General features: G+C 26.8%; 21 protein-coding genes and 1 pseudogene. 18 read left to right on the top strand and 4 right to left on the bottom strand.

The window, feature by feature from the left end:
* Window positions 1-37: 37 nt before the first annotated feature.
* From MSROBK_RS11640 to MSROBK_RS13585, 5 genes are all read left to right on the top strand, one after another.
* On the top strand, window positions 38-529 hold the full coding sequence (locus tag MSROBK_RS11640) for an SLC5/6 family protein (protein WP_227991127.1): 492 nt from the start codon (window positions 38-40) through the stop codon (window positions 527-529).
* Window positions 530-585: 56 nt separating this feature from the next.
* A complete protein-coding gene (locus MSROBK_RS11635; protein ID WP_227991119.1) occupies window positions 586-858 on the top strand; it encodes a hypothetical protein in 273 nt (90 codons plus the stop codon).
* A gap of 19 nt (window positions 859-877) precedes the next feature.
* A complete protein-coding gene (locus tag MSROBK_RS05900) occupies window positions 878-1,069 on the top strand; it encodes a DDE transposase family protein (protein ID WP_040092463.1) in 192 nt (63 codons plus the stop codon).
* 134 nt (window positions 1,070-1,203) lie between these two features.
* The gene (locus tag MSROBK_RS13590; protein ID WP_040092446.1) at window positions 1,204-1,656 is read left to right on the top strand and encodes an IS5 family transposase; all 453 of its coding nucleotides are present in this window, start codon (window positions 1,204-1,206) and stop codon (window positions 1,654-1,656) included.
* The gene (locus MSROBK_RS13585; RefSeq protein WP_242441474.1) at window positions 1,641-2,039 is read left to right on the top strand and encodes a transposase family protein; all 399 of its coding nucleotides are present in this window, start codon (window positions 1,641-1,643) and stop codon (window positions 2,037-2,039) included. The genes MSROBK_RS13590 and MSROBK_RS13585 overlap by 16 nt, the downstream gene beginning before the upstream one ends.
* Window positions 2,040-2,331: 292 nt before the next feature.
* On the opposite strand, the pseudogene MSROBK_RS05890 reads toward MSROBK_RS13585, so the two are convergent.
* A pseudogene (locus MSROBK_RS05890) lies at window positions 2,332-4,580 on the bottom strand (Mbov_0399 family ICE element protein); the annotation flags it as partial.
* Window positions 4,581-4,645: 65 nt separating this feature from the next.
* Between MSROBK_RS05890 and MSROBK_RS13580 the strand changes: the two are divergent.
* A complete protein-coding gene (locus MSROBK_RS13580) occupies window positions 4,646-5,098 on the top strand; it encodes an IS5 family transposase (protein ID WP_040092446.1) in 453 nt (150 codons plus the stop codon).
* Window positions 5,083-5,481 carry a transposase family protein gene (locus MSROBK_RS13575; RefSeq protein ID WP_242441474.1) on the top strand — a complete coding sequence of 133 codons (399 nt, stop codon included), beginning with the start codon at window positions 5,083-5,085 and terminating at the stop codon, window positions 5,479-5,481. Before MSROBK_RS13580 ends, MSROBK_RS13575 begins: the two co-directional genes overlap by 16 nt.
* A gap of 120 nt (window positions 5,482-5,601) precedes the next feature.
* Here MSROBK_RS13575 and MSROBK_RS13570 read toward each other — a convergent pair whose 3' ends face one another.
* The 3 genes from MSROBK_RS13570 to MSROBK_RS05875 all read right to left on the bottom strand — a co-directional run bounded on the left by MSROBK_RS13570 (window position 5,602) and on the right by MSROBK_RS05875 (window position 6,761).
* On the bottom strand, window positions 5,602-6,030 hold the full coding sequence (locus tag MSROBK_RS13570) for a transposase family protein (RefSeq protein ID WP_416375042.1): 429 nt from the start codon (window positions 6,028-6,030) through the stop codon (window positions 5,602-5,604).
* Entirely contained in the window at window positions 6,015-6,467 is a 453-nt protein-coding gene (locus MSROBK_RS13565) for an IS5 family transposase (protein WP_040092446.1), read from the bottom strand. The genes MSROBK_RS13570 and MSROBK_RS13565 overlap by 16 nt, the downstream gene beginning before the upstream one ends.
* A gap of 66 nt (window positions 6,468-6,533) precedes the next feature.
* On the bottom strand, window positions 6,534-6,761 hold the full coding sequence (locus MSROBK_RS05875) for a hypothetical protein (RefSeq protein ID WP_040093622.1): 228 nt from the start codon (window positions 6,759-6,761) through the stop codon (window positions 6,534-6,536).
* 691 nt (window positions 6,762-7,452) lie between these two features.
* On the opposite strand from MSROBK_RS05875, the gene MSROBK_RS05870 reads away from it, so the two are divergent.
* The 11 genes from MSROBK_RS05870 (at window position 7,453) to MSROBK_RS05820 (ending at window position 24,126) form a co-directional block, all read left to right on the top strand.
* Window positions 7,453-7,725: a hypothetical protein gene (locus MSROBK_RS05870; protein WP_040093621.1), complete on the top strand. Its 273-nt coding sequence runs from the start codon at window positions 7,453-7,455 to the stop codon at window positions 7,723-7,725.
* A gap of 25 nt (window positions 7,726-7,750) precedes the next feature.
* The gene (gene groL / locus MSROBK_RS05865; protein WP_040093620.1) at window positions 7,751-9,364 is read left to right on the top strand and encodes a chaperonin GroEL; all 1,614 of its coding nucleotides are present in this window, start codon (window positions 7,751-7,753) and stop codon (window positions 9,362-9,364) included.
* Window positions 9,365-9,476: 112 nt separating this feature from the next.
* The gene (locus tag MSROBK_RS05860; RefSeq protein ID WP_040093619.1) at window positions 9,477-11,651 is read left to right on the top strand and encodes a restriction endonuclease subunit S domain-containing protein; all 2,175 of its coding nucleotides are present in this window, start codon (window positions 9,477-9,479) and stop codon (window positions 11,649-11,651) included.
* A gap of 29 nt (window positions 11,652-11,680) precedes the next feature.
* Entirely contained in the window at window positions 11,681-13,822 is a 2,142-nt protein-coding gene (locus MSROBK_RS05855; RefSeq protein WP_040093618.1) for a glycoside hydrolase domain-containing protein, read from the top strand.
* A gap of 1 nt (window position 13,823) precedes the next feature.
* Window positions 13,824-14,336 (top strand): hypothetical protein, encoded by a 513-nt coding sequence (locus MSROBK_RS05850; protein WP_040093617.1) that lies wholly within the window; start codon window positions 13,824-13,826, stop codon window positions 14,334-14,336.
* Between the two features lie 36 nt (window positions 14,337-14,372).
* The gene (locus MSROBK_RS05845; protein WP_040093616.1) at window positions 14,373-18,836 is read left to right on the top strand and encodes an ABC transporter permease; all 4,464 of its coding nucleotides are present in this window, start codon (window positions 14,373-14,375) and stop codon (window positions 18,834-18,836) included.
* Between the two features lie 12 nt (window positions 18,837-18,848).
* Complete coding sequence (locus tag MSROBK_RS05840; RefSeq protein ID WP_040093615.1) at window positions 18,849-20,069, top strand: hypothetical protein; 1,221 nt, start codon at window positions 18,849-18,851, stop codon at window positions 20,067-20,069.
* A gap of 80 nt (window positions 20,070-20,149) precedes the next feature.
* On the top strand, window positions 20,150-21,442 hold the full coding sequence (gene xseA / locus MSROBK_RS05835) for an exodeoxyribonuclease VII large subunit (protein ID WP_040093614.1): 1,293 nt from the start codon (window positions 20,150-20,152) through the stop codon (window positions 21,440-21,442).
* A complete protein-coding gene (xseB, locus tag MSROBK_RS05830) occupies window positions 21,432-21,653 on the top strand; it encodes an exodeoxyribonuclease VII small subunit (RefSeq protein ID WP_040093613.1) in 222 nt (73 codons plus the stop codon). The genes xseA and xseB overlap by 11 nt, the downstream gene beginning before the upstream one ends.
* A gap of 6 nt (window positions 21,654-21,659) precedes the next feature.
* The gene (locus tag MSROBK_RS05825) at window positions 21,660-22,334 is read left to right on the top strand and encodes a hypothetical protein (protein WP_040093612.1); all 675 of its coding nucleotides are present in this window, start codon (window positions 21,660-21,662) and stop codon (window positions 22,332-22,334) included.
* A gap of 13 nt (window positions 22,335-22,347) precedes the next feature.
* A complete protein-coding gene (locus tag MSROBK_RS05820) occupies window positions 22,348-24,126 on the top strand; it encodes a 1-deoxy-D-xylulose-5-phosphate synthase (protein ID WP_040093611.1) in 1,779 nt (592 codons plus the stop codon).
* The last annotated feature ends 2 nt before the right edge of the window (window positions 24,127-24,128 follow it).

Here is a 24,128-nt window from a genome sequence, read left to right as displayed (position 1 = left end):
ATTGCATTTTTTAATTTAAAGAAGAAGGGAGATTAAAATGAGTAATAAGAAACAGATGACAAAATTTGGTTTTATTGTTTCATCGTTAGGTGCAGCAATTGGTTTAGGGGCAATTTGAGGGTTACCGGGATATATTAATAAAAATGGAGGATTTTATTTTTTCTTAATTTATATTTTTGCAATGTTAATTGTCGGAGTCCCATTATTAATTTTTGAATTTAATTTAGGGAATCTTCGTCGTAAAAGTGTTATTAATATTTTTGAAAAAGAAAGTGTTTGCTTTAGTAAATTTGTTGGTTGATTTCAAGCAACTTTAATGATCATTATTCCAATTTATTATGCTGTATTAGTTGGTTACACCGTTATTTCCATTGGGATTGAATTTAGTCCTGCGTTAATTAGTAATGTTAATGGTAATATTTTTAATAGTCAGATTTTACAACATGGTGGCTTTGGGATCACTAATAACGGTGGTTTTCAGTGGATTGTTTTTTTAGCGTTTCTTTTTGTTGTGTTATTGTGTTATTAGTTGGATTAGTACTATTATTTGGTATTAAAGGAATTGAAAAACTTAATAAGTTTTTTATGCCCTTATTATTTTTAATTATTTTAATTTTAGCAATCTATATTTTAACGGTGCCTGGTAGTAGTCAAGGGTTAGCGACATTGTTTTTAGTTGAAAACCTAGAGAAATTAAAGCAAAGCCAAACTTGAAGTAGTGTTTTCTCGTTAGCATTTTTTACAACATCATTAGGAATGGGAATTATGATGCGGTTTGCTGGGGTGTTGGTCCACAAAACCAAGATAATAGACTTCTTGCGATACCCTTTTTTATTAAAATATTATTATAAAATATAATTTATGAGGACATAAAAATATGAACAATAATAAATTTAATACTCTTAATGATAGAGAATGGTTAAGATTAACAGGAATAAAAAAATCCACTTTTAATAAAATGTTAGATATTTTAAAAGTTGCTGAAATAGAAAAATTTAAAAAAGGTGGTAAAACTAATAAATTATCATTAGAAAATAGATTATTGATGACTTTATTATATTGACGATAATATCAGACTTATTTTCATCTTGGTAAAAGTTTTGATATTAGTGAGGCTAATTGTTATCGTAATATTAGACTTCTTGCGATACCCTTTTTTATTAAAATATTATTATAAAATATAATTTATGAGGACATAAAAATATGAACAATAATAAATTTAATACTCTTAATGATAGAGAATGGTTAAGATTAACAGGAATAAAAAAATCCACTTTTAATAAAATGTTAGATATTTTAAAAGTTGCTGAAATAGAAAAATTTAAAAAAGGTGGTAAAACTAATAAATTATCATTAGAAAATAGATTATTGATGACTTTATTATATTGACGAGAATATCAGACTTATTTTCATCTTGGTAAAAGTTTTGATATTAGTGAGGCTAATTGTTATCGTAATATTAAGTGAATTGAAGATATTTTAATTAAAAACTCTGATTTTCAACAACTTGCTGGTAAAAAAGCACTAATAAATGATTATTTTAATGATAAAACTATTATTATTGATGCTACCGAAACTCCAATCCAACGCCCAAAAAAAGACAAAAACAATCTTATTCTGGTAAAAAGAAAAAACACACGATCAAAACACAAGTAATTATCGAACAAGAAACCAAAAAAATTATTGCAACAAGTTTTTCGCTCGGAAAAAAACATGATTATGCTTTATTTAAAGAATCAAAAATCCCAATTTTAAAAAATACCAAATTAATAGTTGATAGTGGTTATCAAGGAATACAAAAAAATCACAATAATGTTCTAATACCTACAAAGAAAACAAAGAAAAACCCTTTAAACAAAGAACAAAAGCAATATAATAGACTAGTTTCAAAAATGAGAATTATTATTGAAAATATTTTTGCTATTCTTAAAAAATTTAAAATTATTACAGAAAAATATCGTAATCGAAGAAAAAGATTTGGTTTAAGATTTAATTTAATTGCCTCAATTTATAATTTACAATTATTATATTTAACATAAAATATTTATTTAAAATTAAATAATTTAAATAATAAATTAATTTTTCGTTGTGGAAAAATATTAAATTTTTAAATAAAAAACATAATTAATTAAAATTATATTTTTCTATTAGTATCTTTTTTACAAATATTTGCAATTTTTTAACAAGTAATGCAAGAAGTCTAATAAATGATTTCTTTTTAAAAACAAAGAAGATACAAAATATTTCAAACCATATAAAAATTGACGACAATTAATTTTAACGGTTGATGCCCAATTAAAAATGAAACGACATAAAAAGAATTAAGCAAACTTACTTAATTCTTTTCTTTTTTCTAATTATAAACCATATAACACCAATGCCTATTCCTATCATTGGACATAAAATAACAGGTAATAGTCATAATAAATATTTATGTTGAAAATTAATATCTGGGTCAAGTGGATTTGGTGGAACTGGCGGGTCAGGTGGAACTAGCGTTGAACCTGAATCATTTGTTAAAATAAATTGTGATTGACCAACCGCCAAATCAGTTGCATCATCAGCATATACAATAATTGTCAAGGTTCTAATTTCTACTGAATTATCTAGAAAATTAGTTAATAATTCATCAGATAAATCACCCGGTGTATTATGATGTGTATTAGGATCAGATATTGGTATTTTATTACCAGTAATTCCATAATCTGTATTTAATACTAATGATTTATATCCGTATTGTTTAAAATAATTATCATTATTTCTTAATAATCAATCTCTTAGTTGCTCTGGAGTTTGACCAGCAAAATTATATGTATAATCTTTAAATTTTATTTTGCTTAAATAATAGCTAGTTTCTGGATTATAAATTGATGAATTGCGGGTTGACAAAGTCGCATTACCAATTAAAATTGTTGATGTAACCAAGGTGCTAACTGAAACTGTTAAAAATTGTGGATTATCTTTATTATTTAGTAAAGGTTCTAACCCGGATGCGTCAACTGTAATATCTTTACCATCAGGAGTTTTAATCTGATAATCAATGCCAAGAATAGCTTTATTACTAAATTTAGCAACATATCTTTTAACCTTATCAATAATTGCATCCTTAATTGGGTTAACTTCTTCTTCATTTAATTTTAAGACATCTATATTGCCATTAATATCTTGGTAATTTTCAGGCGTTGGATTTGGTGGAATTTTTTGAGCAATAACATCACTTGTATAATCTTTTCAATATGCTAACACCTGCTCATAACTTAATCCGGCAATCCCGGTAGAATCTAAATTTTTATAAGTTGCTAAATAATTTTTTAAATGAACACCATGAATTGTTGTTCAAAATTCAACTGCTTGATTATTTTCAACAATATCTAAAAAACGGGGATACTGATTTTGATATTCAGGACCTATAATAGCATATTTTTGGGCCGTAGTTTTATCTGACATTTCTACGGTATAATGCCAAATTCCACTGTCTGATCAATACTGCGTTGCTGTATTTGAAGTTATTTTAGTGTTTCTTTGTATATCATCTGGTTTTTCAAAGGCTTTAAATGATTTTTCATCAATTCCTTCCCGGTAAACATTTTTTATTGCCTCACTTGAAAAAGTTTGATTTACACCTTTCCCCACAACCGAACCTTCAACAATAAAGCCCAAATCATATTCTTCTGGATTCTTTTCTGGGTTTATAACTTCACCATTTTTGCTTAATGGGTCTAACGGAAAAGGCACAGTTGATTTTTGTTTAACTCAAATAATTTGAGTTTTAGTACCGGTTTTTGGATTGATTTCTTTATCATATTTAGAATTAGGCTGACCATTTTCCAAATTTGGAGTAATTAATTCTTTTTGTTGTGGATTGTGTTCTGGATCTCATGCATGTCATTTTAACTTTAAATTTGGTACTAACGTTTCAATAACAATATCAATTGAATAAGTAATATCATATTTACTATCTTTATGACGAATTACAATAGAATAATCATTTTTCTCTTCTCCCTTAATACGATTATCTTCTAGTGTAGCAATAAATTTATTATCTAAAACATCAATTTTAACGCCATTTATTTCAACTCATTCAGGATTAACTGTTCCATCTTCTGCTTGTTTTAAAGCATCAAATTCTAATCCAACTGTTGTATGGTATCTTCACTTACCCCCATAATTTTTTGAAGTATCAGGTGGGGTCAATTGTTCAGGTTCATCTGTTACCATTCCTTTTGTTGAATCATCTGGATTGACTACTTTACCAGGTAGAATATGCAATCTCTCATTTAACTCATTACTTCAATAATCTTTTGATAACATAATCTTTATTGGGGTTTCAAATGTTCAAACTTCTTGCCGGTTATTAGTAGGATTTTTAAATTTAATTGTTGTTGTAGCTTTTCGTGTTAAGTCACTAAAAGCATAAGGTTGAATATATTGTTTTCAATCATTATATTCATTCCCTAGTACATTTGAAATTTAGCATTTAATAATGATGTTAAATCGTTATTTTTTCCGGTTGGATCATGAATATTACGTTGGTCAATTAAACTTCCAGAGTAATTTGAAACAAAGTTAATTTCATTAGACTTCTTGCGATACCCTTTTTTATTAAAATATTATTATAAAATATAATTTATGAGGACATAAAAATATGAACAATAATAAATTTAATACTCTTAATGATAGAGAATGGTTAAGATTAACAGGAATAAAAAAATCCACTTTTAATAAAATGTTAGATATTTTAAAAGTTGCTGAAATAGAAAAATTTAAAAAAGGTGGTAAAACTAATAAATTATCATTAGAAAATAGATTATTGATGACTTTATTATATTGACGAGAATATCAGACTTATTTTCATCTTGGTAAAAGTTTTGATATTAGTGAGGCTAATTGTTATCGTAATATTAAGTGAATTGAAGATATTTTAATTAAAAACTCTGATTTTCAACAACTTGCTGGTAAAAAAGCACTAATAAATGATTATTTTAATGATAAAACTATTATTATTGATGCTACCGAAACTCCAATCCAACGCCCAAAAAAAGACAAAAACAATCTTATTCTGGTAAAAAGAAAAAACACACGATCAAAACACAAGTAATTATCGAACAAGAAACCAAAAAAATTATTGCAACAAGTTTTTCGCTCGGAAAAAAACATGATTATGCTTTATTTAAAGAATCAAAAATCCCAATTTTAAAAAATACCAAATTAATAGTTGATAGTGGTTATCAAGGAATACAAAAAAATCACAATAATGTTCTAATACCTACAAAGAAAACAAAGAAAAACCCTTTAAACAAAGAACAAAAGCAATATAATAGACTAGTTTCAAAAATGAGAATTATTATTGAAAATATTTTTGCTATTCTTAAAAAATTTAAAATTATTACAGAAAAATATCGTAATCGAAGAAAAAGATTTGGTTTAAGATTTAATTTAATTGCCTCAATTTATAATTTACAATTATTATATTTAACATAAAATATTTATTTAAAATTAAATAATTTAAATAATAAATTAATTTTTCGTTGTGGAAAAATATTAAATTTTTAAATAAAAAACATAATTAATTAAAATTATATTTTTCTATTAGTATCTTTTTTACAAATATTTGCAATTTTTTAACAAGTAATGCAAGAAGTCTAATAATTGTAAATTATAAATTGAGGCAATTAAATTAAATCTTAAACCAAATCTTTTTCTTCGATTACGATATTTTTCTGTAATAATTTTAAATTTTTTAAGAATAGCAAAAATATTTTCAATAATAATTCTCATTTTTGAAACTAGTCTATTATATTGCTTTTGTTCTTTGTTTAAAGGGTTTTTCTTTGTTTTCTTTGTAGGTATTAGAACATTATTGTGATTTTTTTGTATTCCTTGATAACCACTATCAACTATTAATTTGGTATTTTTTAAAATTGGGATTTTTGATTCTTTAAATAAAGCATAATCATGTTTTTTTCCGAGCGAAAAACTTGTTGCAATAATTTTTTTGGTTTCTTGTTCGATAATTACTTGTGTTTTGATCGTGTGTTTTTTCTTTTTACCAGAATAAGATTGTTTTTGTCTTTTTTTGGGCGTTGGATTGGAGTTTCGGTAGCATCAATAATAATAGTTTTATCATTAAAATAATCATTTATTAGTGCTTTTTTACCAGCAAGTTGTTGAAAATCAGAGTTTTTAATTAAAATATCTTCAATTCACTTAATATTACGATAACAATTAGCCTCACTAATATCAAAACTTTTACCAAGATGAAAATAAGTCTGATATTCTCGTCAATATAATAAAGTCATCAATAATCTATTTTCTAATGATAATTTATTAGTTTTACCACCTTTTTTAAATTTTTCTATTTCAGCAACTTTTAAAATATCTAACATTTTATTAAAAGTGGATTTTTTTATTCCTGTTAATCTTAACCATTCTCTATCATTAAGAGTATTAAATTTATTATTGTTCATATTTTTATGTCCTCATAAATTATATTTTATAATAATATTTTAATAAAAAAGGGTATCGCAAGAAGTCTAATGAGTTTTATAACTTGTTTTACATTTACTTTTACATGTTTGGCAATTTTTATATAAATTATCGTGAATTTGATGATAAAACTGATAAGGTTCTTCGTATTTAAAATTTTGTTTTTTTAAAATTATTTCTAAAATAGGGCTGAAAACGCTTGATTCATCTCAACTACTACCACTTATTTCTAAATTTTCAATTAATTTAATTATTTTGTTAATTTTATTTTTCATATAACCTCCATCAATTAACTACAAAGTACTACAATGTTCTACAATTTGTAGGTGTTTTTTCTTTGTGTAGCCAGAGAGTTTTCTCTCTCTTCATCCGCACCATTTCAGGTCAAAGCGTTCAGTTTTTAAAATAAATTCACTTGCACCTTGAAGAGCCTAATGCTATCGCAAATTTATTTATAAAGTGACCATCTCTATTTTTATTGTCGTTCGATGTTAACCCTGCACTTATCACGACTATCGCTTTTTAAAGCGTCTATTTTATTACTCACGGATTTTATACCGATTTGTTAGAACACATATATTAAATTGTAAGATTGTTTAAAAATAAAAAAAACAACCCTAATAAGGGTCGATTTTTTTGTCCTATTTCATCGTTTATTCTACAAATGGTAATAAAAGGACAAAAGATATTTAATTTTATTAATAGTTTTAAAATGTTATGTCGGAATATTTAACAACTATTTTTTTACGGTATAGTAAAATAAAGAATGAAGTAATTTTTAAATTACTAAATTCTTTATTTTTTTTATAAATTTAAATAATTATTTAAAATAAAAAAACAAACTACAGTTTGTTTTTTTCTGTTTCTAAGACAAAAACACTTGCATTTATTAATAAAATTTGTTAAATATATTATTGGCAGTTACATATGCCATTTGCTAAAATTATAAATAAGGAGGGATTTTTGATGATAAAACCATTAGGCAAAAATATTGTCTTAGCAAAAGAAGAAAAAGAGGAAACTTTTATTAATGGAATTTATTTACAAGAAGATGAGAAAAGCAAAAGCCATATCGGAAAAATAATTGCAATTAGTACCGAAGTTGAAAAAGAACAAGCATTTGAAGGAAAAATTAATAATAAAGTTCTTTATCGTGAATATGCTGGAACCGAAGTTGAATATGATAATAGAAAATTAGTTTTAATTTCTGTCGAAGATGTTTTAGCTATTATTGAATAATAGACTTTAAAGGGGGAATCAAATTATGGCAAAATCAATTAAATTTTCAGAAGATGCAAGAATGATGTTAATTAACGGAATTAATAAATTAACTGATACTGTTAAAGTAACGTTAGGACCAAAAGGAAAATATGTTTTATTAGAAAAAGAATATGGTTCACCATTAATTACAAATGATGGTGTTACTATTTCAAAAGAGATTGAATTAAGTAATCATTTTGAAAATATGGGAGCAAAATTAGTTGCTGAAGTAGCAAATAAAACAAATGATGTAGCTGGTGATGGGACAACAACAGCAATTGTTTTAACACAAGCAATTGTTAAAGAAGGATTAAAAAATATTACTGCTGGAGCTAATGCGGTAGCAATTCGAAATGGAATTGAAAAAACAGTTAAAGCAATTGTGGAATTATTACAACAATCAGCAAAACAAATTAAGACTAAAGCAGAAATTGCTCAAGTTGCTAGTGTTAGTTCAAAAGATCCAGAAATTGGTAATTTAATTGCTGAAATTATGGAAAAAGTTGGTAATGATGGTGTTATTACAATTGAGGAGTCAAAAACAATTGATACTGAATTAAGTATCACCGAAGGATTACAGTTTGATAAAGGTTATTTATCACAATATATGATAACTGATAGTGAAAAAATGTTAACAGAATTTGAAAATCCTTATATTTTAATTACTGATAAAAAAATTAGTAACATGAAAGAAATTTTACCAATTTTAGAAAAAATTGTTGAAGAAGGACGACCATTATTAATTATTGCCGATGATGTTGATGGTGATGTTCTACCAACATTATTACTAAATAAAATGCGTGGAGCATTTAATATTGCTGTTGTTAAAGCACCAGAATTTGGTGATAATCGTAAAAACTTATTAGAAGACATTGCTATTTTAACTAAGGCAAAATTTGTTAATGATGAATTGGGAATGGATTTTAAAACATTAACTTTAGATGATTTGGGAACAGCAAAAAAAGTAATTGTTTCAAAAGATACAACAACAATTATTGAAGGCGGTTGCAAAAAAGCTGATTTAGAAGCACGAAAAGAGTTTATTCGTGGTCAAATTAAAAGTGCAACTTCATCATTTGAACAAGAAAAGTTACAAAAACGTTTAGCAAAATTAGCAGGCGGGGTTGGAATTATTAAAGTTGGGGCACCAACCGAAACGGAAATGAAAGAGAAAAAACTTCGAATTGAAGATGCATTAAATTCAACAAAAGCCGCAGTTGAAGAAGGAATTGTTGCTGGTGGGGGAACTGCTTTAGTTCAAGTTGGACATAAATTAACTAATTTGAAATTAAATGAAGAGGAAAAATTAGGATTAAATATTGTCTTACGAGCAATTGAAGAACCAGTTCGTCAAATTGCTGCTAATGCAGGGGTTGATGGTTCAATCATTATTAATAAATTAAAAGACCAACCTAATAATGTTGGTTATAATGCTGCAACAAATGTCTGAGAAGACATGATTACAGCTGGAATTGTTGATCCCGTTAAAGTAACAAGATATGCCTTACAACACGCTGGTAGTGTTAGTGCATTATTGTTAACAACAGAAGCAATTGTGGTAAATGACCCAGAAGAAAAACAACCAAAAATACCAAGTTATCCCGATTTAGGAATTTAATTAACAAGAATTTTATTTCAACAAAAGACAAGTTTTACTTGTTTTTTTTTTTTTTTTCATTAAAATAAAAAAGTATTTATTTTTATAATTTACAAAGGGAAGGTTTTATCTTATGAAAAAAATATTAAGTTTTTTTGCTATTACAACTGTTGTAGTTGGAAATAGCATGCCGTTATTAGCTTGTCGCCATAAAAATGACAGTAATAATGACAACAATGATATTTCTGAAAAACTTCGTAGTATGATTAATACAACAGGGTTGCTAACAAAAATTTCCTTATTAGCACGTCATGAAAATTTAAATTTTAACCCAAGTGAACTTGTGCGAAGTTTATATGCTCCAGCATCATATTGAAAATCAATTCCAAGTATTTATACTTACAATAATCAAAAAATTAATTTATCAAAATTAATTCAAGATTTTAACAACAATTACAATAAAATGATTGCCCACACAAAAAATGCTGATCCGAAGTCAACACGTGAACAATTATTACCACAATATTATATTGGAATGTATAATAATTATTATTATCGTGATTTTCTTGCGAATGGTTTTTTTGACCCTGCAAAACAAGAAATTGATCTTAATCGAAGTGAATTATTAGGTTATAACTATGACATGGGTGCATTGTCAACTTTAATGAACAATGTTGGTATTAAGTTTTGAATGCCAGCAACACGTGCTTTTTATGTTAGTTATCCTGCAGGAGGAATGGGACTGTCAACCAATCCTTTCTATAATTACCAACATGTTGGTGTTAAAGACAAAAATTTATTTATTGATACTGAACAAAGTACTGGTTTAAAACCACAATATGAATTTGGTGATAATGAATATACGATTGAAAAAACTTCAACTTTAACGGCCATCTATGGTAAAACAGCACAATTTTTATCAATGTTAAATCAAGTTGATGAAAATCCTTTAGGTGCTCAAATTAGTGCGTTGTTTTTAAATAATATTTTTAACTTTATTGGGAAAGATGCTCAAGTAGAAACAAATCCAATTTATGTTTTATTGCGAGTAATTATTAGTGAATTTTTAGAACAAATTAATTCTTTTGCAGGAATTAAGAGTAGTTGATTTTTTTCAAGTAATGAAGAAAGAATTAATGATGAATTAAAAGGATTAGTAGAACAAAGCACGGAAGCAAAAGAATTATTAACAAAGTTAAATGGCAAAGCAAGCAAGGGATATCATAATTTTGATTTAGTAGGGGCCATTATGAATAAAAAAATTCCTGATTTTAAAACTTATAATGATAATAATCTTGTTGGAAACTATCAAAATATTGGTCATGTTGGTGAATTATTACTAAATATTTGAAAAAAATTGTCATCAACAACCCAAAAAGAATTAAATCTTAAAATAACAAATAATATTATTGATAGTCTATCTGAAAAAATAAAAATTGCAATTTTGTTAACTTCAGAACAAGCACAAAAAACAAGTTTACAACAATTATTAGATATTCTCTTGGCTTTACAAGGTGATAAAGTTAATTTTAAATTTACTTTATCAAATATTTTCTTTGATTTAACAGATTTAATTAAAACTTTAACTAGTGATAATGATATTTTGACAACTTTAAGTGGTTATCAAAACTTAGCAAACTCTTTTGAAGAGTTAACAACAACAAATTTAAACAATGTTTTAAAAACAATGGGTTGAAATAATGGGACAAACAAATTTGAAGACAATTCATTATTACAACATTTATTAGTTGCTATTTCTGATACACATGCCATTGCGTATCAAGATTATAATTACTTATTCTTTAATAGTAATAGTCCTTTTTTTGCGGGTGTTAATAATGTGATGAAAACGCTTCATGAAAACGTATTACAATATGTTGTTGATGATAAATATTGAACAGTAAGTAATCCACAATATACGCAAAAAGTAGTTGGTGCGGAAGAACGCTTATCATATGATTTTGAATACAATGGTGTGGGTGATAGTTCAGTAACAAAGCTATATACTGAAAGTCGTACTAATCAAATTAATGTTAATGATCAATTTTATGATGATCATTACAATCCAAAACAGTTTTATAGTATTGATAATAAACAAGAAAACATCGCCTATAGCGGGTTAGGATTATCAGATAATTTAAAACCAGTTAGTCATAAATATCATATTGAATGAACTAATGTTGGTAATTTAGAACAACCAATGTGAATTATTACTAAAATTGATAGTTATGTTCGTTCAGGTGAAGTTACGAATGGAATCGGTTCGACGCAAAGTGGAGCTTGAAAACAAATTTATTTCTTATATTAATTGATCAAAAATATGAAAGGGTTTTATAAATGTTTAAAAAAATTTCAATGTCATTAATTTTAGTCTTAACGATTTTTACTGCTGTAGTGACAATTGTTTTATTTGCGAAAAAAGATAGTTTTATGCGAAGTGTATGATTGGATGGTTGTGAACCAACAACACAAATCCAAAGCAAAGATAAAACACCTTATGCTCATACCTTTTTTGGGAGCCAACATGATAATTATGCTTTGTACCAACCAAATGAGGTAAGCAATGATTTAAAAGATGCACAATTTTATGGTAATTTAGAAAACTATAATAATTGTATTAATCCGAATGTTAATTTACAATTATGAAAACAAGACTTTATTAATACACAATTAATTGTAAAAACAAATAACTATGATATTACTAATTTAACAGCAACTGTTACTAATGCTGCTGCATTAGAAAAAAATAATCTGACCGTCCAGATTGGTTTTAATCGTTTTATTTATGCATCATATTCGTTAACAAATCAAAAAATCCCAAATCCATACGGAATTAATGAAAAATTATTAGTTCCTGATGCAATTACTACAAATTCAGTTGAAAAAACTGCTTATAAAAATAAAGTCTATGTTTTATGAATTAAAATTATGAGTTTCAAAGATAAAATTGTGGCTAATCCAGGAAATTATCCGGTTAAGGTTCAGTTAACGGGGGATGTTCCCGGCACAAAACAAACTAATGTTATTTTAAATGAAAATGAAATTCAAGTTAAAGTTAATGATTTACTATTACCAGCAGAGCAAAAGAAATCTGATTTTAATATTTATTCCTTTTTTGGTTGAAGTGCTGCTTACTATAACAATTATCAAGTTCCAAATAGTATTAAAAACAAATATGATAATATTGAATACATTGATTATAATTGAGAACATTATTGAGAACCAGAGCACAAATATTTACATAATGTGTTGGGGATGGATTATTTTCAAAGTTCAATTTCACTAAATGAGCGAAAAAATACCGAATGACATAATAATTGATTAGATGGAAATAAAGTTCAGACCTTTTTGCCATTACGTTATAATCAGCAAAAGGGGTTGTACATCGCCGATGAAGATTGAAAAGCATGAGATCATTATATGAACAAAATGGCCGAAGTAGGTTATACAAAAGCACTTCTAAGTGGATGACAAGCAGCTTGAAATAAAACTTATAAAACTAATAATGTTTGAGATGAAGATAAACAAGACTATATGCAAATTAGTATGAACATGTATGTTGAAGATGGGGTTAGAAATAATGAATGGTTTTTACAACAATTGTTAAACCATATTAAAACAGGTAACCCGAAATGAACGCAAACTGTTACACCATATCTTTATATTGATGAATTACCTGGTTCAGCAATTGGAAAATATTTAGCATTAATTCAAAAATATGATCCTAACCGAAAATATATTAAGTTAGCGGCTTGTGATTGAGAACGTGACATTGATTATAAAGACCCAGCAACATATGAAGTTGATATTTTACATATTTATTTTTTAGATATTTATAATGAACAAAATAGTAAGTTTATTAACTTAGTAAAACAACGTAATGAAAAAGGATATATTACTGGCCAGTATTCATTAGATGTTGATAATACCTTTAATTTAATTCGTTCTGAACCAGGAGTAAGTTCTTACATTCAATTAGCTTTATTAAAAGAGAATGCCCCACATTATATGCGTTATCTTTTAAATGGATGAACAAAAACAGCATACTGATCAGCTGATTATGATGAACATACTGGTTTAATTTATATTGCTGGTGATACAATGTTTGCTTATCCTTCGATTGCTAATCCTGATCCAAACAATAATAATAAAGCTGCTTTTAATCCCTCAACACGATTAGATGCAATTGCTTATGGAATTAATATGAATAATAAAATTATGTACTTAAAAAAACTAAACTTATTATCAAATTATACAACAATGATGTCATATGTTAATAGTAATGTTAAATTAAGTAAACCAACGAGTCGTACTAAGTTTGATTTTAATTACAATGGGTTAACAGCAGAAAGTGATATTAAAATTTCAAATTCATTCTTATATCGTTTTTTAACACGGAATAATATTGATGAAGTAATGGTTGTTAAAACATTTGAAAACATTATTAATAAAGTTGTAACGACACATTTAGGAGGTTAAGATGGTTCCGTTTTATTTAGTTATTCTTGAAATTTTTATTTATTTATCGGTTGCAATTTGATTTATTGGAATGATATATTTAATTTATGGTTATTTTCAAAGTTTTCTTCGTAAAGAGCGAGTAATTTCATGAATCTTTTTTGGAGTTAATGTTGGAACAACATTAATATTATTGATTTTAGTAATTTTATCCCTCTTAGCAATTTTTCAGCCAATTATTTTTGGTAATGATGATATTTCTAATGAATCAACATTATTAAATATCGCTTATTTTGGAATAAGTACTTTGATTTTAGCAATATTATGAATTATTTATTTAAGTAGTTGTTCAATCTACTTTACAATCTTTTGAAAAAATGACCGTCTTTATTTTTTTGGTAGTTATTTTGATCAAACTAAAAATAAAAAAATTATTGTAAACAAACATGTTTTAATTTATCGGAATAAAATTTTTTTTACAATTATTTTTCGTTTTTCTAAAACTTATCAATATTTAACTACTAAGGAAAATTAAAAAGCATTATTATTTTTAACGAAAGAGGTCAGAAAAATGTGATTATTGTTAAAACAAGGAATTTTAAATACTTTTAAAAATAAGACACAAGTTTTTATTTTTGTGATTTTAATTGTTTTAACTGCACTTTTTTCCACTGTTTGTTGAACTTCTTTTGACCGCTTACAAAAAGCAAACAAAACAATGGGGTATGGAACATTAAATATTAATTATAATTATAATTATATTTCAACTAATTATGAAGCAAATAATCAACAAACAATTACGCCATGGTTTGCTTTTGATGTTGATTATGCTGGAATTGGAACTGGTTTTTTTGAAAAGAATTATGGAACCTTGACCATTGGTGGTTCAAATGATGTTTTAAAACCGTTTGATTTAGGAACTGGCTTAAAAGGAGAAAAATATCAGTTTAAAATTGAAGGAAACCGCTTACAAATTGCCAAGAGTGGGCGTTGAGTACCATTTGAAAATGTTTTATTAGATTATAATGCAATTAATATTACTGATAATAATGTTTTAACAGGAGAATTTTCACAGTTATATCGGTTTAATTTTAATGCCTATTCATTTCAAAAATCATTATTAGGGCAATTATATAATCGTTTTATTTTTAATAATGCTGTTGATCCAACTCTTAAAACACAGGCAATTAATTTAGTAAAACGTTATATCCATTTTATCTTAGAGTCGCGGTTAACTTATTTGGTATATAAAAACATTAAAATTTATGCCTTAAAAAATAACACAACAGATGTTAATCTGCTAAATCAATTTATTAATGGTGTGAACTTAGGTGAACATTGGCAAACAAAGAATTTAGGAATTGATAATCCTGGTAAAAATGTTGCTCGTGCCGATCGAATTTTTTTAACACCAACAGCAGCAACTGATAAATATTGGGGAATGCGGGGAACATTAGGTTTTCCAATTTATGATTCAAATAATACTTTGGGGTTAAAAGAACTTGATTGTCAAAATAGTACTGGTTGTACTGGTGTCGAAAATTATCGTTATTTTTTAACTGATGCTAAAAATGATAATATTATCCAACTTTTAAATGATAAAAATGATCATAGTAATGTTACTAAAAACTTTTTACTAAACGGTAGTTATAAAGTTCGTAATTTAAGTACATATGACTTTTTTGGCCAGTATGATTATAATAATAAATTTATTAATAATGATTTTTTAACAACTTATCAAGATATGTTGGGAATGGTTAGTAATTTTGAAATTGTTAATCGAAACCAGGCAATTGCTTGAACAACTGATGGTAAAAAGTATAAATTTATTGATTGAACACAACCCTATAATTTAGGGCAGTTAAAAATCTTACAGAAATCAAAATGATTTGATCGTGGTTTAAATGAAATGGTTGATACAGCAATTGTTTTACCACAGTATTTTAAAGCAAATCACTTACGTTTTGATGATACAATTTTAGTTAATCAATTAAAACTTTATATTGAAGCTGTTGGGGGTGATACTCAAAATATTTATCCAACAATTTATGATACTGATTTTTTACCTGATGCAAGTAATGAATCAATTATTTATGTCCACCCGCAAATGTTTAATCGTTTATTTGGTTACAATAACGAAGGATTTACTAGTCAACAGTATCAAGATGTCAGTACCGTTCAACTAACATATCATGGTGCTAATCAAAATAATATGGAACCTGATTTAAATTATTATCGGGTTTATTTAGCTGATAATATTAATCGTTTGGGAAAAACAGTTGGAGCAATCTTTCAAAATAAAACTGATGTTATTAATAATGTTAGTTTTAGTAAGTTTAATGCAAACCAATTAGTCAATAATCGTTATCAATTGTTAAATAATGCGATTAAAATTTATCATTTAGTCACAATTGGGATTGTAATCTTTTTTGCTGTTATTGTTATGATTATTTTGTTTATTCAATTAAAGAGTATGATTGAAAAACAACGTAGCCAAATTGGTATCTTAAAAGCAAATGGTTATAATAATTTTAAAATTGCATTGTCCTATTTGATGTATTTCTTAACTGCTTTAGCTATTGCAACACCAATTGGATGATTACTTGGTTTAGGACTCCAGGTGCCAATTATTAACTTATTTGGACAATATTTTGTGTTACCAAGTACTTTTATTGTTAATTGACAAATATTATTATTATTTTTCCTTTTGGCAGGAAGTATTATTTTTGTTCTTGTTGTTATTGAATGTAGTATTATATTGGGACGGGAGGTATTAGCACTAATAAATCCAAATCGTGATTTTAAACCAAACAAATTAATTAGTCGGTTATCATTATATTTTACTAATCGTTTATTTAAAACGCGCTTTCGGTTAGTGTTATTAGGGGCAAGTTGAAAAGCAGTTACTATGTTCCTAATAACAACTTTTATTGCTACTGGAACGATTACATTAGCAGCTTTGGTTCCAAATAGTATTAAAACCTTAAGTAAACAATATTATCAAAATTTAAATTATGCCAATGAATTGAACTATCAAAATGTTATTTATAATAATCCATTAAGTCGGTATGAACTTTATGATAGTCCTAGTGAAGATGTTCCTGATTATGGCGGGGTTAATGACCCAATTTATCAAAAGTTAGAAAATGTGCCAATTGCCCCATATGTTTATGCCCATGGTGCAGATAATACAACAAAATGAATTACTTTACAAGAATTAGCAACTAATCCTAATTACAGTACATCTTATCCTTCGTTTGTTGTTAATATGTTAGTACAAAACATGACGGTGTTTAAAGGAAGCAATATTTCAGTTGGGTTATTACGTTATTTATATGATTTACCAACTGATAGTAATATTAAGACGCGACTGGATAATCAATTATCATTAGTAACATGTACTTTTTTACCACAATTATTTGGTCAATCACCAGTTTCAAATTCAGAAGCAGCCGGGACAACATGACATAAATGATCATATTGTATTGAACAAGCAACTAATACGATTTTACCAACGGTTATTAAGGAAAAATGAGCAGCAAATGAAAAATATCAGTTACGTTTTAATTTTGGGTTCAACTCAATGGCTTATGATCAAAAAACAGATAGTTTATTCACTGGTTTTGATACAAAAATTGCTGCTGTTAACGGGATTATTCGTGATAGTGCAAAAAATCAAATTTCATCATATGGTCTTGATGTTAATGATAACCAAGTTGTTTTTACAAATAAATTAAAGACAAAACTACAAGAACCTCCTTCAAATCAAGGCAAAACAATTCCAATTGCAATTAATGATTCAGCAGCAACAAAATATAATTTAAGAACAAATGATATTATTAATTTTTATACGAATCAACCACGATTACAATATTTAGGCAAAGATCAACAATATTATGACATTAAACCAGAGTGGTGAACTTATCAAAATGGTAATGTTACAAATGACCATTGAACTTTGAATTTATCGCATTTAACAAACTCCTTATTAACAGGAACCAATAATGACCAGTGAGGAACAAATGTTAATCAACCATATGCTTCAATTAGTGGATTAAAATTAAATTTACCAGTTAATATGATTGATGCCCATGTTTGAAGTCAGGACAAAATTGATATTAATCCAGGAAGTGGTCCCACTAAAATTGATTTGTTGAATAATAAAGTTACTAAAATTAAACAAAATAACTATATTATTGGGGCATATGATTTAAACTTTGACCATCCTTTAAAATCATTAATTGATTTAGTAAATGGTGGCTTTGGTAAAAATTGGTATGGTCAATCCTTAAAATTAGGGTTATTGCGAGTAACTACATCTAACTTTAATGTTTTATCTGATTATCAATTTAAAGTTGTTGGAATTCAACATTCTTATGATCAAGCACGGATTTTTTTAGATCAAAAATGAGGAAATCAAGTCCTTGGTTATCAAAACAGTCCGCAATGATTTAATGGTAAATATACGAAAGCAATTCAACCAGCTGATCAATTTCAACGTTATGTCTTATCTTCTATTAGTGCCGATAACGCGTTGAGTGATGGTTTAACTTTTTTTAGTTCAGCCGTTGGGAAAGTTGATTATTTGCATAATAAAAAGCAAGTTGTTAATCAATTAAGCTATTTTACGACTGTATTAGCAGGAGCATTAGTATCAATTATTATTTTAACAGCAGTTATTATTATTTTCTTGGTGACAGATTTTTTTATGGAACGATATATTAAGTTTATTGCTTTAATGCGGGTTTTTGGTTACCGGCGCGGAGAAATTAATAGTATGACCTTGGCAATTTTTATTCCTTTTGCAATTTTAGGGTGATTATTAGGTTTTTTTCTCGTTTGAACAAGTGTTTATTTTGCGTTTAAAATCGGCTTACAAGCGATTAATTTACCATTAAGTTTACCAATGCCATGTCTATTATTTATTATTATTTTTGGAATAATTAGTTTTATTTTTACTTTAACTTTTGTTTTATCAACAAGAAAAATTAACCAGTTACCAATTCAAACAATCGTTACCTTAAGTGATGAATAGGAGATAGGATTAATGAAAAAAATATGAACAATTTTAACAGTTGGAACATTAATGTTGGGATTACCTTCAACATTAATAAGTTGTGCAACAAATGATAATTTATATCCGGTTCAAAAAGATACCTTAGCATTAGCGATTCAAAAGATTACAAATACAGTTGAGACATATCAAGAAATTGAAACTGATAATAACAAAGTAACCTTGTCGGAAGGTAAAACTTATGCTGTAAATACTATTTATCAAGCATTTGGTGGCGATAATAATATTTATGGTGTTACACCTAGTAATATTAAAATTACAAGTGTTTTAAATCGGGATGGACAAATTCTTGATGATCATAATTTTTCAGTTGGAATAATTTTTGAAGTAAAATATGATATTAATAATAGTTTTGAGTTTTTAACTAAGCAATCATTTTGACTATTTTTAAAACATTTAGCTCCTGATAAAATCATTAAACCTAATTTAGTTTTTACCACAAGTAGTGCTTTTCAAATTACTAATAATAGTGTATTAGGTCTTGGTAGTCAGGGGGCCGTTGCAATTGAAAAAACAACAACAGGTTATCAAACAACGGATCAGGAATTATTACAGTGAGATTGTGATACACTTAATCATCAAAACTTATTACAACTTGGTCGTATGATGTGACCAAAAAACATTAACAAAATTCCAAATGATACAATGCGAATTAATGTTGTGCAACATTTTCAAAATAAGAAGCAATTATATATGGCAATCCAAAATGTTAATAATGGTCAATTAACCTCACCAGAATATAAAGTAATTAAAGTGCAAGGGCATGATCAATGAAATTTATTAACCGTTGCGTTAATTCAAGTCATTGAAATTCGTAATAAACTATATGCTGATGTTATTAATCCAGCAACAGAAAATTTAGATCCAATTTTATTTCAGTTACAATATGATGGTTCTGATTGAATTTTAGATTTAACAACGCCAATTTTTCTTAATTTAAAACAAGGATTTAGTCCTGGCGAAGAATATTTAACAACAAATTCATTATTTACCGCAAAAGGTGTAACATATCTTATGACAACACTCGGGAATTTATACCAAATTGATTACTTAAACCAAACTTTTTTATTAAAAAAAATTATTAATGAAAAAGAAACAACAAATAATATTCGTAGTTATCTTATTGATGAACAAAATAATAAAATGCTTCGAATCAATCATGATCAGTTAGAAGAAGTTAATAATATTTATTAAAATTAGTTTAAAAATAAACTAATTTTTATTCTTTTCAATGATATTATTAATTGGAAGAGAATGGCTTGTGGAGAAGTTTTATGAGTAAAAATATTTATACGGTTAGTGAAGTTAATGCTTATTTAAAAACATCAATTGAACAAAATCCTAATTTTATTAATATTTCTTTACAAGGTGAAATTTCTAATATTGCAAACCATTCATCAGGACATATTTATTTTACGATTAAAGATGATAAAGCACAAATTCGAGCAATTATGTTTGCATTTAATGCTAAAAATTTACAGTTTAAATTAAAAGAAGGGTTAAAAATTGTTGCGACTGGTTCAATTAAAGTATATGAGCCACAGGGAACATATAGTTTACAAGTTGTTACTTTATCTTTGCATGGGGTATGGGACTTGTTCTTAAAATATGAAGCGTTAAAACAAGAATTAAGCAAAAAAGGATGATTTGATCAGTCATTAAAAAAACCAATTCCTCAGTTTCCAACTAATATTGGGGTTATTACCGCTCCAACTGGAGCTGCCATTCGTGATATTATTACTACGATTCATCGACGTTACCCTCAAGCTAACATTTATTTATTTCCAAGCTTAGTGCAAGGAGAAGATGCAAAACACGATATTCGCAAAAACATTAAAGCAGCTTTAGCTTTTAAACCTAAAATTGATACTTTGATTGTTGGCCGTGGTGGTGGTGGTATTGAAGATTTGTGAGCTTTTAATGAATTGGAAGTTGTTGAAGCAATTTTTCAAGCAACAATTCCTGTTATTTCAGCGGTTGGTCATGAAATTGACTTTACCTTAGCAGATTTTGTTAGTGATTTACGAGCACCAACACCAACCGCAGCGGCAGAACTAGCAACACCAGATCAAAAAGAATTAATGAATTTTTTAAAACAACAACAACGTATTCTAATAACAACGATTAAAACAAAAGTTGATAAATTAGCAGATAAAGTAGCAGAACTAAGGAATGGTTATGTTTTAACAAAACCGCAAGCATTGTATGCACAACAAGAACATTCTTATCAATTATTAGTAAAACAGTTTAATGTTTGTCAAGAAAATTTTTTCTTAGCAAACAAGAATGTTATTCAAACCTATTATCAAAGGTTAATTACATTAATGCAACAACAAATGGTAGCAATTGAATATAAAAAAAATAATTTATTAAGTAAATTAGATTTATTAAGTCCGTTAAAAACACTAACGCGAGGATATAGTATTACTTATAATAACAATAAAAATGTGTTAACATCAATTCAACAAGTAACGAATAATGATATAATTATGACACGTGTGCAAGATGGAATTATTCAGTCAGTTGTACAAACAATTAAGAAGGATAGTGAAGAAAATGGCAGATAATAAATCATTTGAACAAGTTTTAGAACAATTAAAACAAATTGTTAATGATTTAGAAAATAATCAGTTACCATTAGATCAAGCGATTGATGCTTTTGAAACAGGAATTAAATTAACTAAATTAGCAGAAACTAAATTACAAGATATTAAAGATAAAGTCACTAAAATTGTGAAAAATAATAATCCGACTGATTTTAAAGTTGATGAAGAATAATTTATTATGGCAGGACAAATTTTTGAACGAAGTGGCTGAGTTAAAAAAAATAATAATAAAATTAGAAAAAAATTATTTAAATTGAAATTAAGTTCAGTTGTTTTAAAAGACTTTAAAACATTTGATGAAAAAGATATTTTAATTAAGAATTTTGTTTATTTATTACGATTAAATAACTTTGATGAACAAGAATATTTTGATAGTATTATTTTAATTAGGTTAGTTTTAATTTATTATCATATGCAATATGTTCGACATCCGGGAGTAAAAGGAGAAGAAATTCAGATTTTAAAAGTTATTAAAGAATTGGAACAAAAAATTTTAGTTAATAAAATTGATACTAATCATGAAAAAGAAATTTTTGCGAATGTTAAAATTGATGATCCAAGTATTGCAAAATACTATCGTTTTGATTTGCTATATAATTTTATTGCCAATATTTTTTATCAACCTTTTATGAAAAAACGTAATGCTAAATTGTACTTTGATTATGGATATTATCTTGTTTTTTTAATTAATTTAACAGTAATGAAAAAACTATTTAAAGATAGTGCGAATGTTGAAATTTATAAAATTAAATTAGATGTAACAGCTAATTGTCATTATTTAATTGGTGAAATTACGCCATTATATTTCAACAATTTTGTACAGCAAATTAATTATTTTTTACAAAAATATTAAGTGAGGTTAGAAGATGAAGTTAAGAGATTATCAGAGTCATTATGATCTAAAGGATTTGAAAACAAAAGCATTAATTGAATTAGCTAATGATGTTCGCCAGCTGATTATTGAAACAGTAACTAAAAATGGGGGTCATTTAGCTAGTAATTTAGGAACAGTTGAATTAACAATTAGTTTATTAAAGACATTTGATATTGACAACAATGATATTATTATTTTTGATACTGGTCATCAAACTTATGCTTACAAAATTTTAACTGATCGAAAAACCCATTTTTCAACAATTCGGTTACCTGATGGTTTAGCAGCATTTCAGCACGTTAATGAAAGTAAATATGATTATATTTCAAATGGACATGCTGGAACGGGTTTATCAACGGCAATTGCTTATAGTTATAATCCAAAATATAATAATATTATTTGTATAATTGGTGATGCATCGTTTACAAATGGTTTAACGTTAGAAGCTTTGACTCATTTAGGATTAATTTCAAATAAAATTATTGTTGTTTTAAATGATAATGGAATGAGTATTTCAAAAAATGTTAATATTTTACATACAACAGTTAGTAAAGTTCGAACAGGATGGTTATATCGTAGTGCTAGTAAGATTTCAAAAGTATTACACTACATTCCACCATTAACATTACTATGGTTAGTGCATTTATTAGTGGAAAAAATTATTCGTAGTTTTGCAATCCCAGGATTATTTGCTGGATTTAACTTAGATTATATTGGCACTGTTGATGGCCATCACTTTCGGAAACTAAGAAAAAGTTTTCGCCAAGCAAAAAAAAGTTCAAGTAGTGTTATTGTTCATGTCAAAACGAAAAAAGGTTATGGTTATGGTTTAACCCAAGCAGAACAAGAAAAGTATCATTCATATAGTTTAAAAGATACCAAAAATAGTGAATGAAGTTATCATATTGCCCAAACAGTTGAAAAAGTTTTTCAAACTGTTCCGGAGAAATTTTATTTTATTTCAGCAGCAATGCAAGCTTCGATTTACTTAGAAGAGTTTATGATAAAAAATGCACCATATTGTATTGATGTTGGTTTAGCAGAAGAACATGCAATTACATTAGCATCTGGTTTTGCGTTAGATCATCACCAAGTTGTTGTTAGTATGTATGCTAGTTTTTTGCAGAGAACTTATGATCAAATTTTACATGATGTTGTTCGTAACCGGTTACCTGTTATTTTTTTAATTGATCGTGCTGGTTTATCCCCTGGTGATGGTGATAGTCATCATGGTATTTATGATGTTGGTTTTTTAAATAGTATGGGTGATATTCCAATTATTAGTCAACCAGCAACAACTGGTGAATTTGATCACTTGTTTAAATTAGCTCTTGCAAACAAACAAAACCCATTTTTTATTCGCTATCCAAAAAGTGGGATTGTTACACAACCTTTAATAAAAGAATTTAACCTTGGTGATTGAGAATATGTTATTAATAATAGCGATGCATCAATCTTATTAATAACTTATGGTAATAATGTCTTAAAAGCACAAAACATTATTACTAAATTAGCAACTAATAAAATTAACCTTGTTAATGCAAGATTTATTAATCCCGTCGATAAAACAATGTTAGGACAAATTAGTGCAGATAATTATCAACAAATTATTGTTTTTGAAGAAGTTATTAACCAGACAGGACTATATGCAAAAATTATTGATTTTTTACCACGGCATAAAACAACCATTACTCATTATGGTTATCAAAACGGCTTAGGTAAAAATAACAGTAATCTTCTGGAAGAAATTTTACAAAATTTAATTAATTAAAT

Origin of the sequence: Spiroplasma poulsonii, from assembly GCF_009866525.1 — a bacterium.
GTDB lineage: Bacteria > Bacillota_I > Bacilli_A > Mycoplasmatales > Mycoplasmataceae > Spiroplasma > Spiroplasma poulsonii.
The sequence above is the reverse complement of the archived record's forward strand: the minus strand, read 5'-3'. Positions and strand labels throughout refer to the sequence as shown.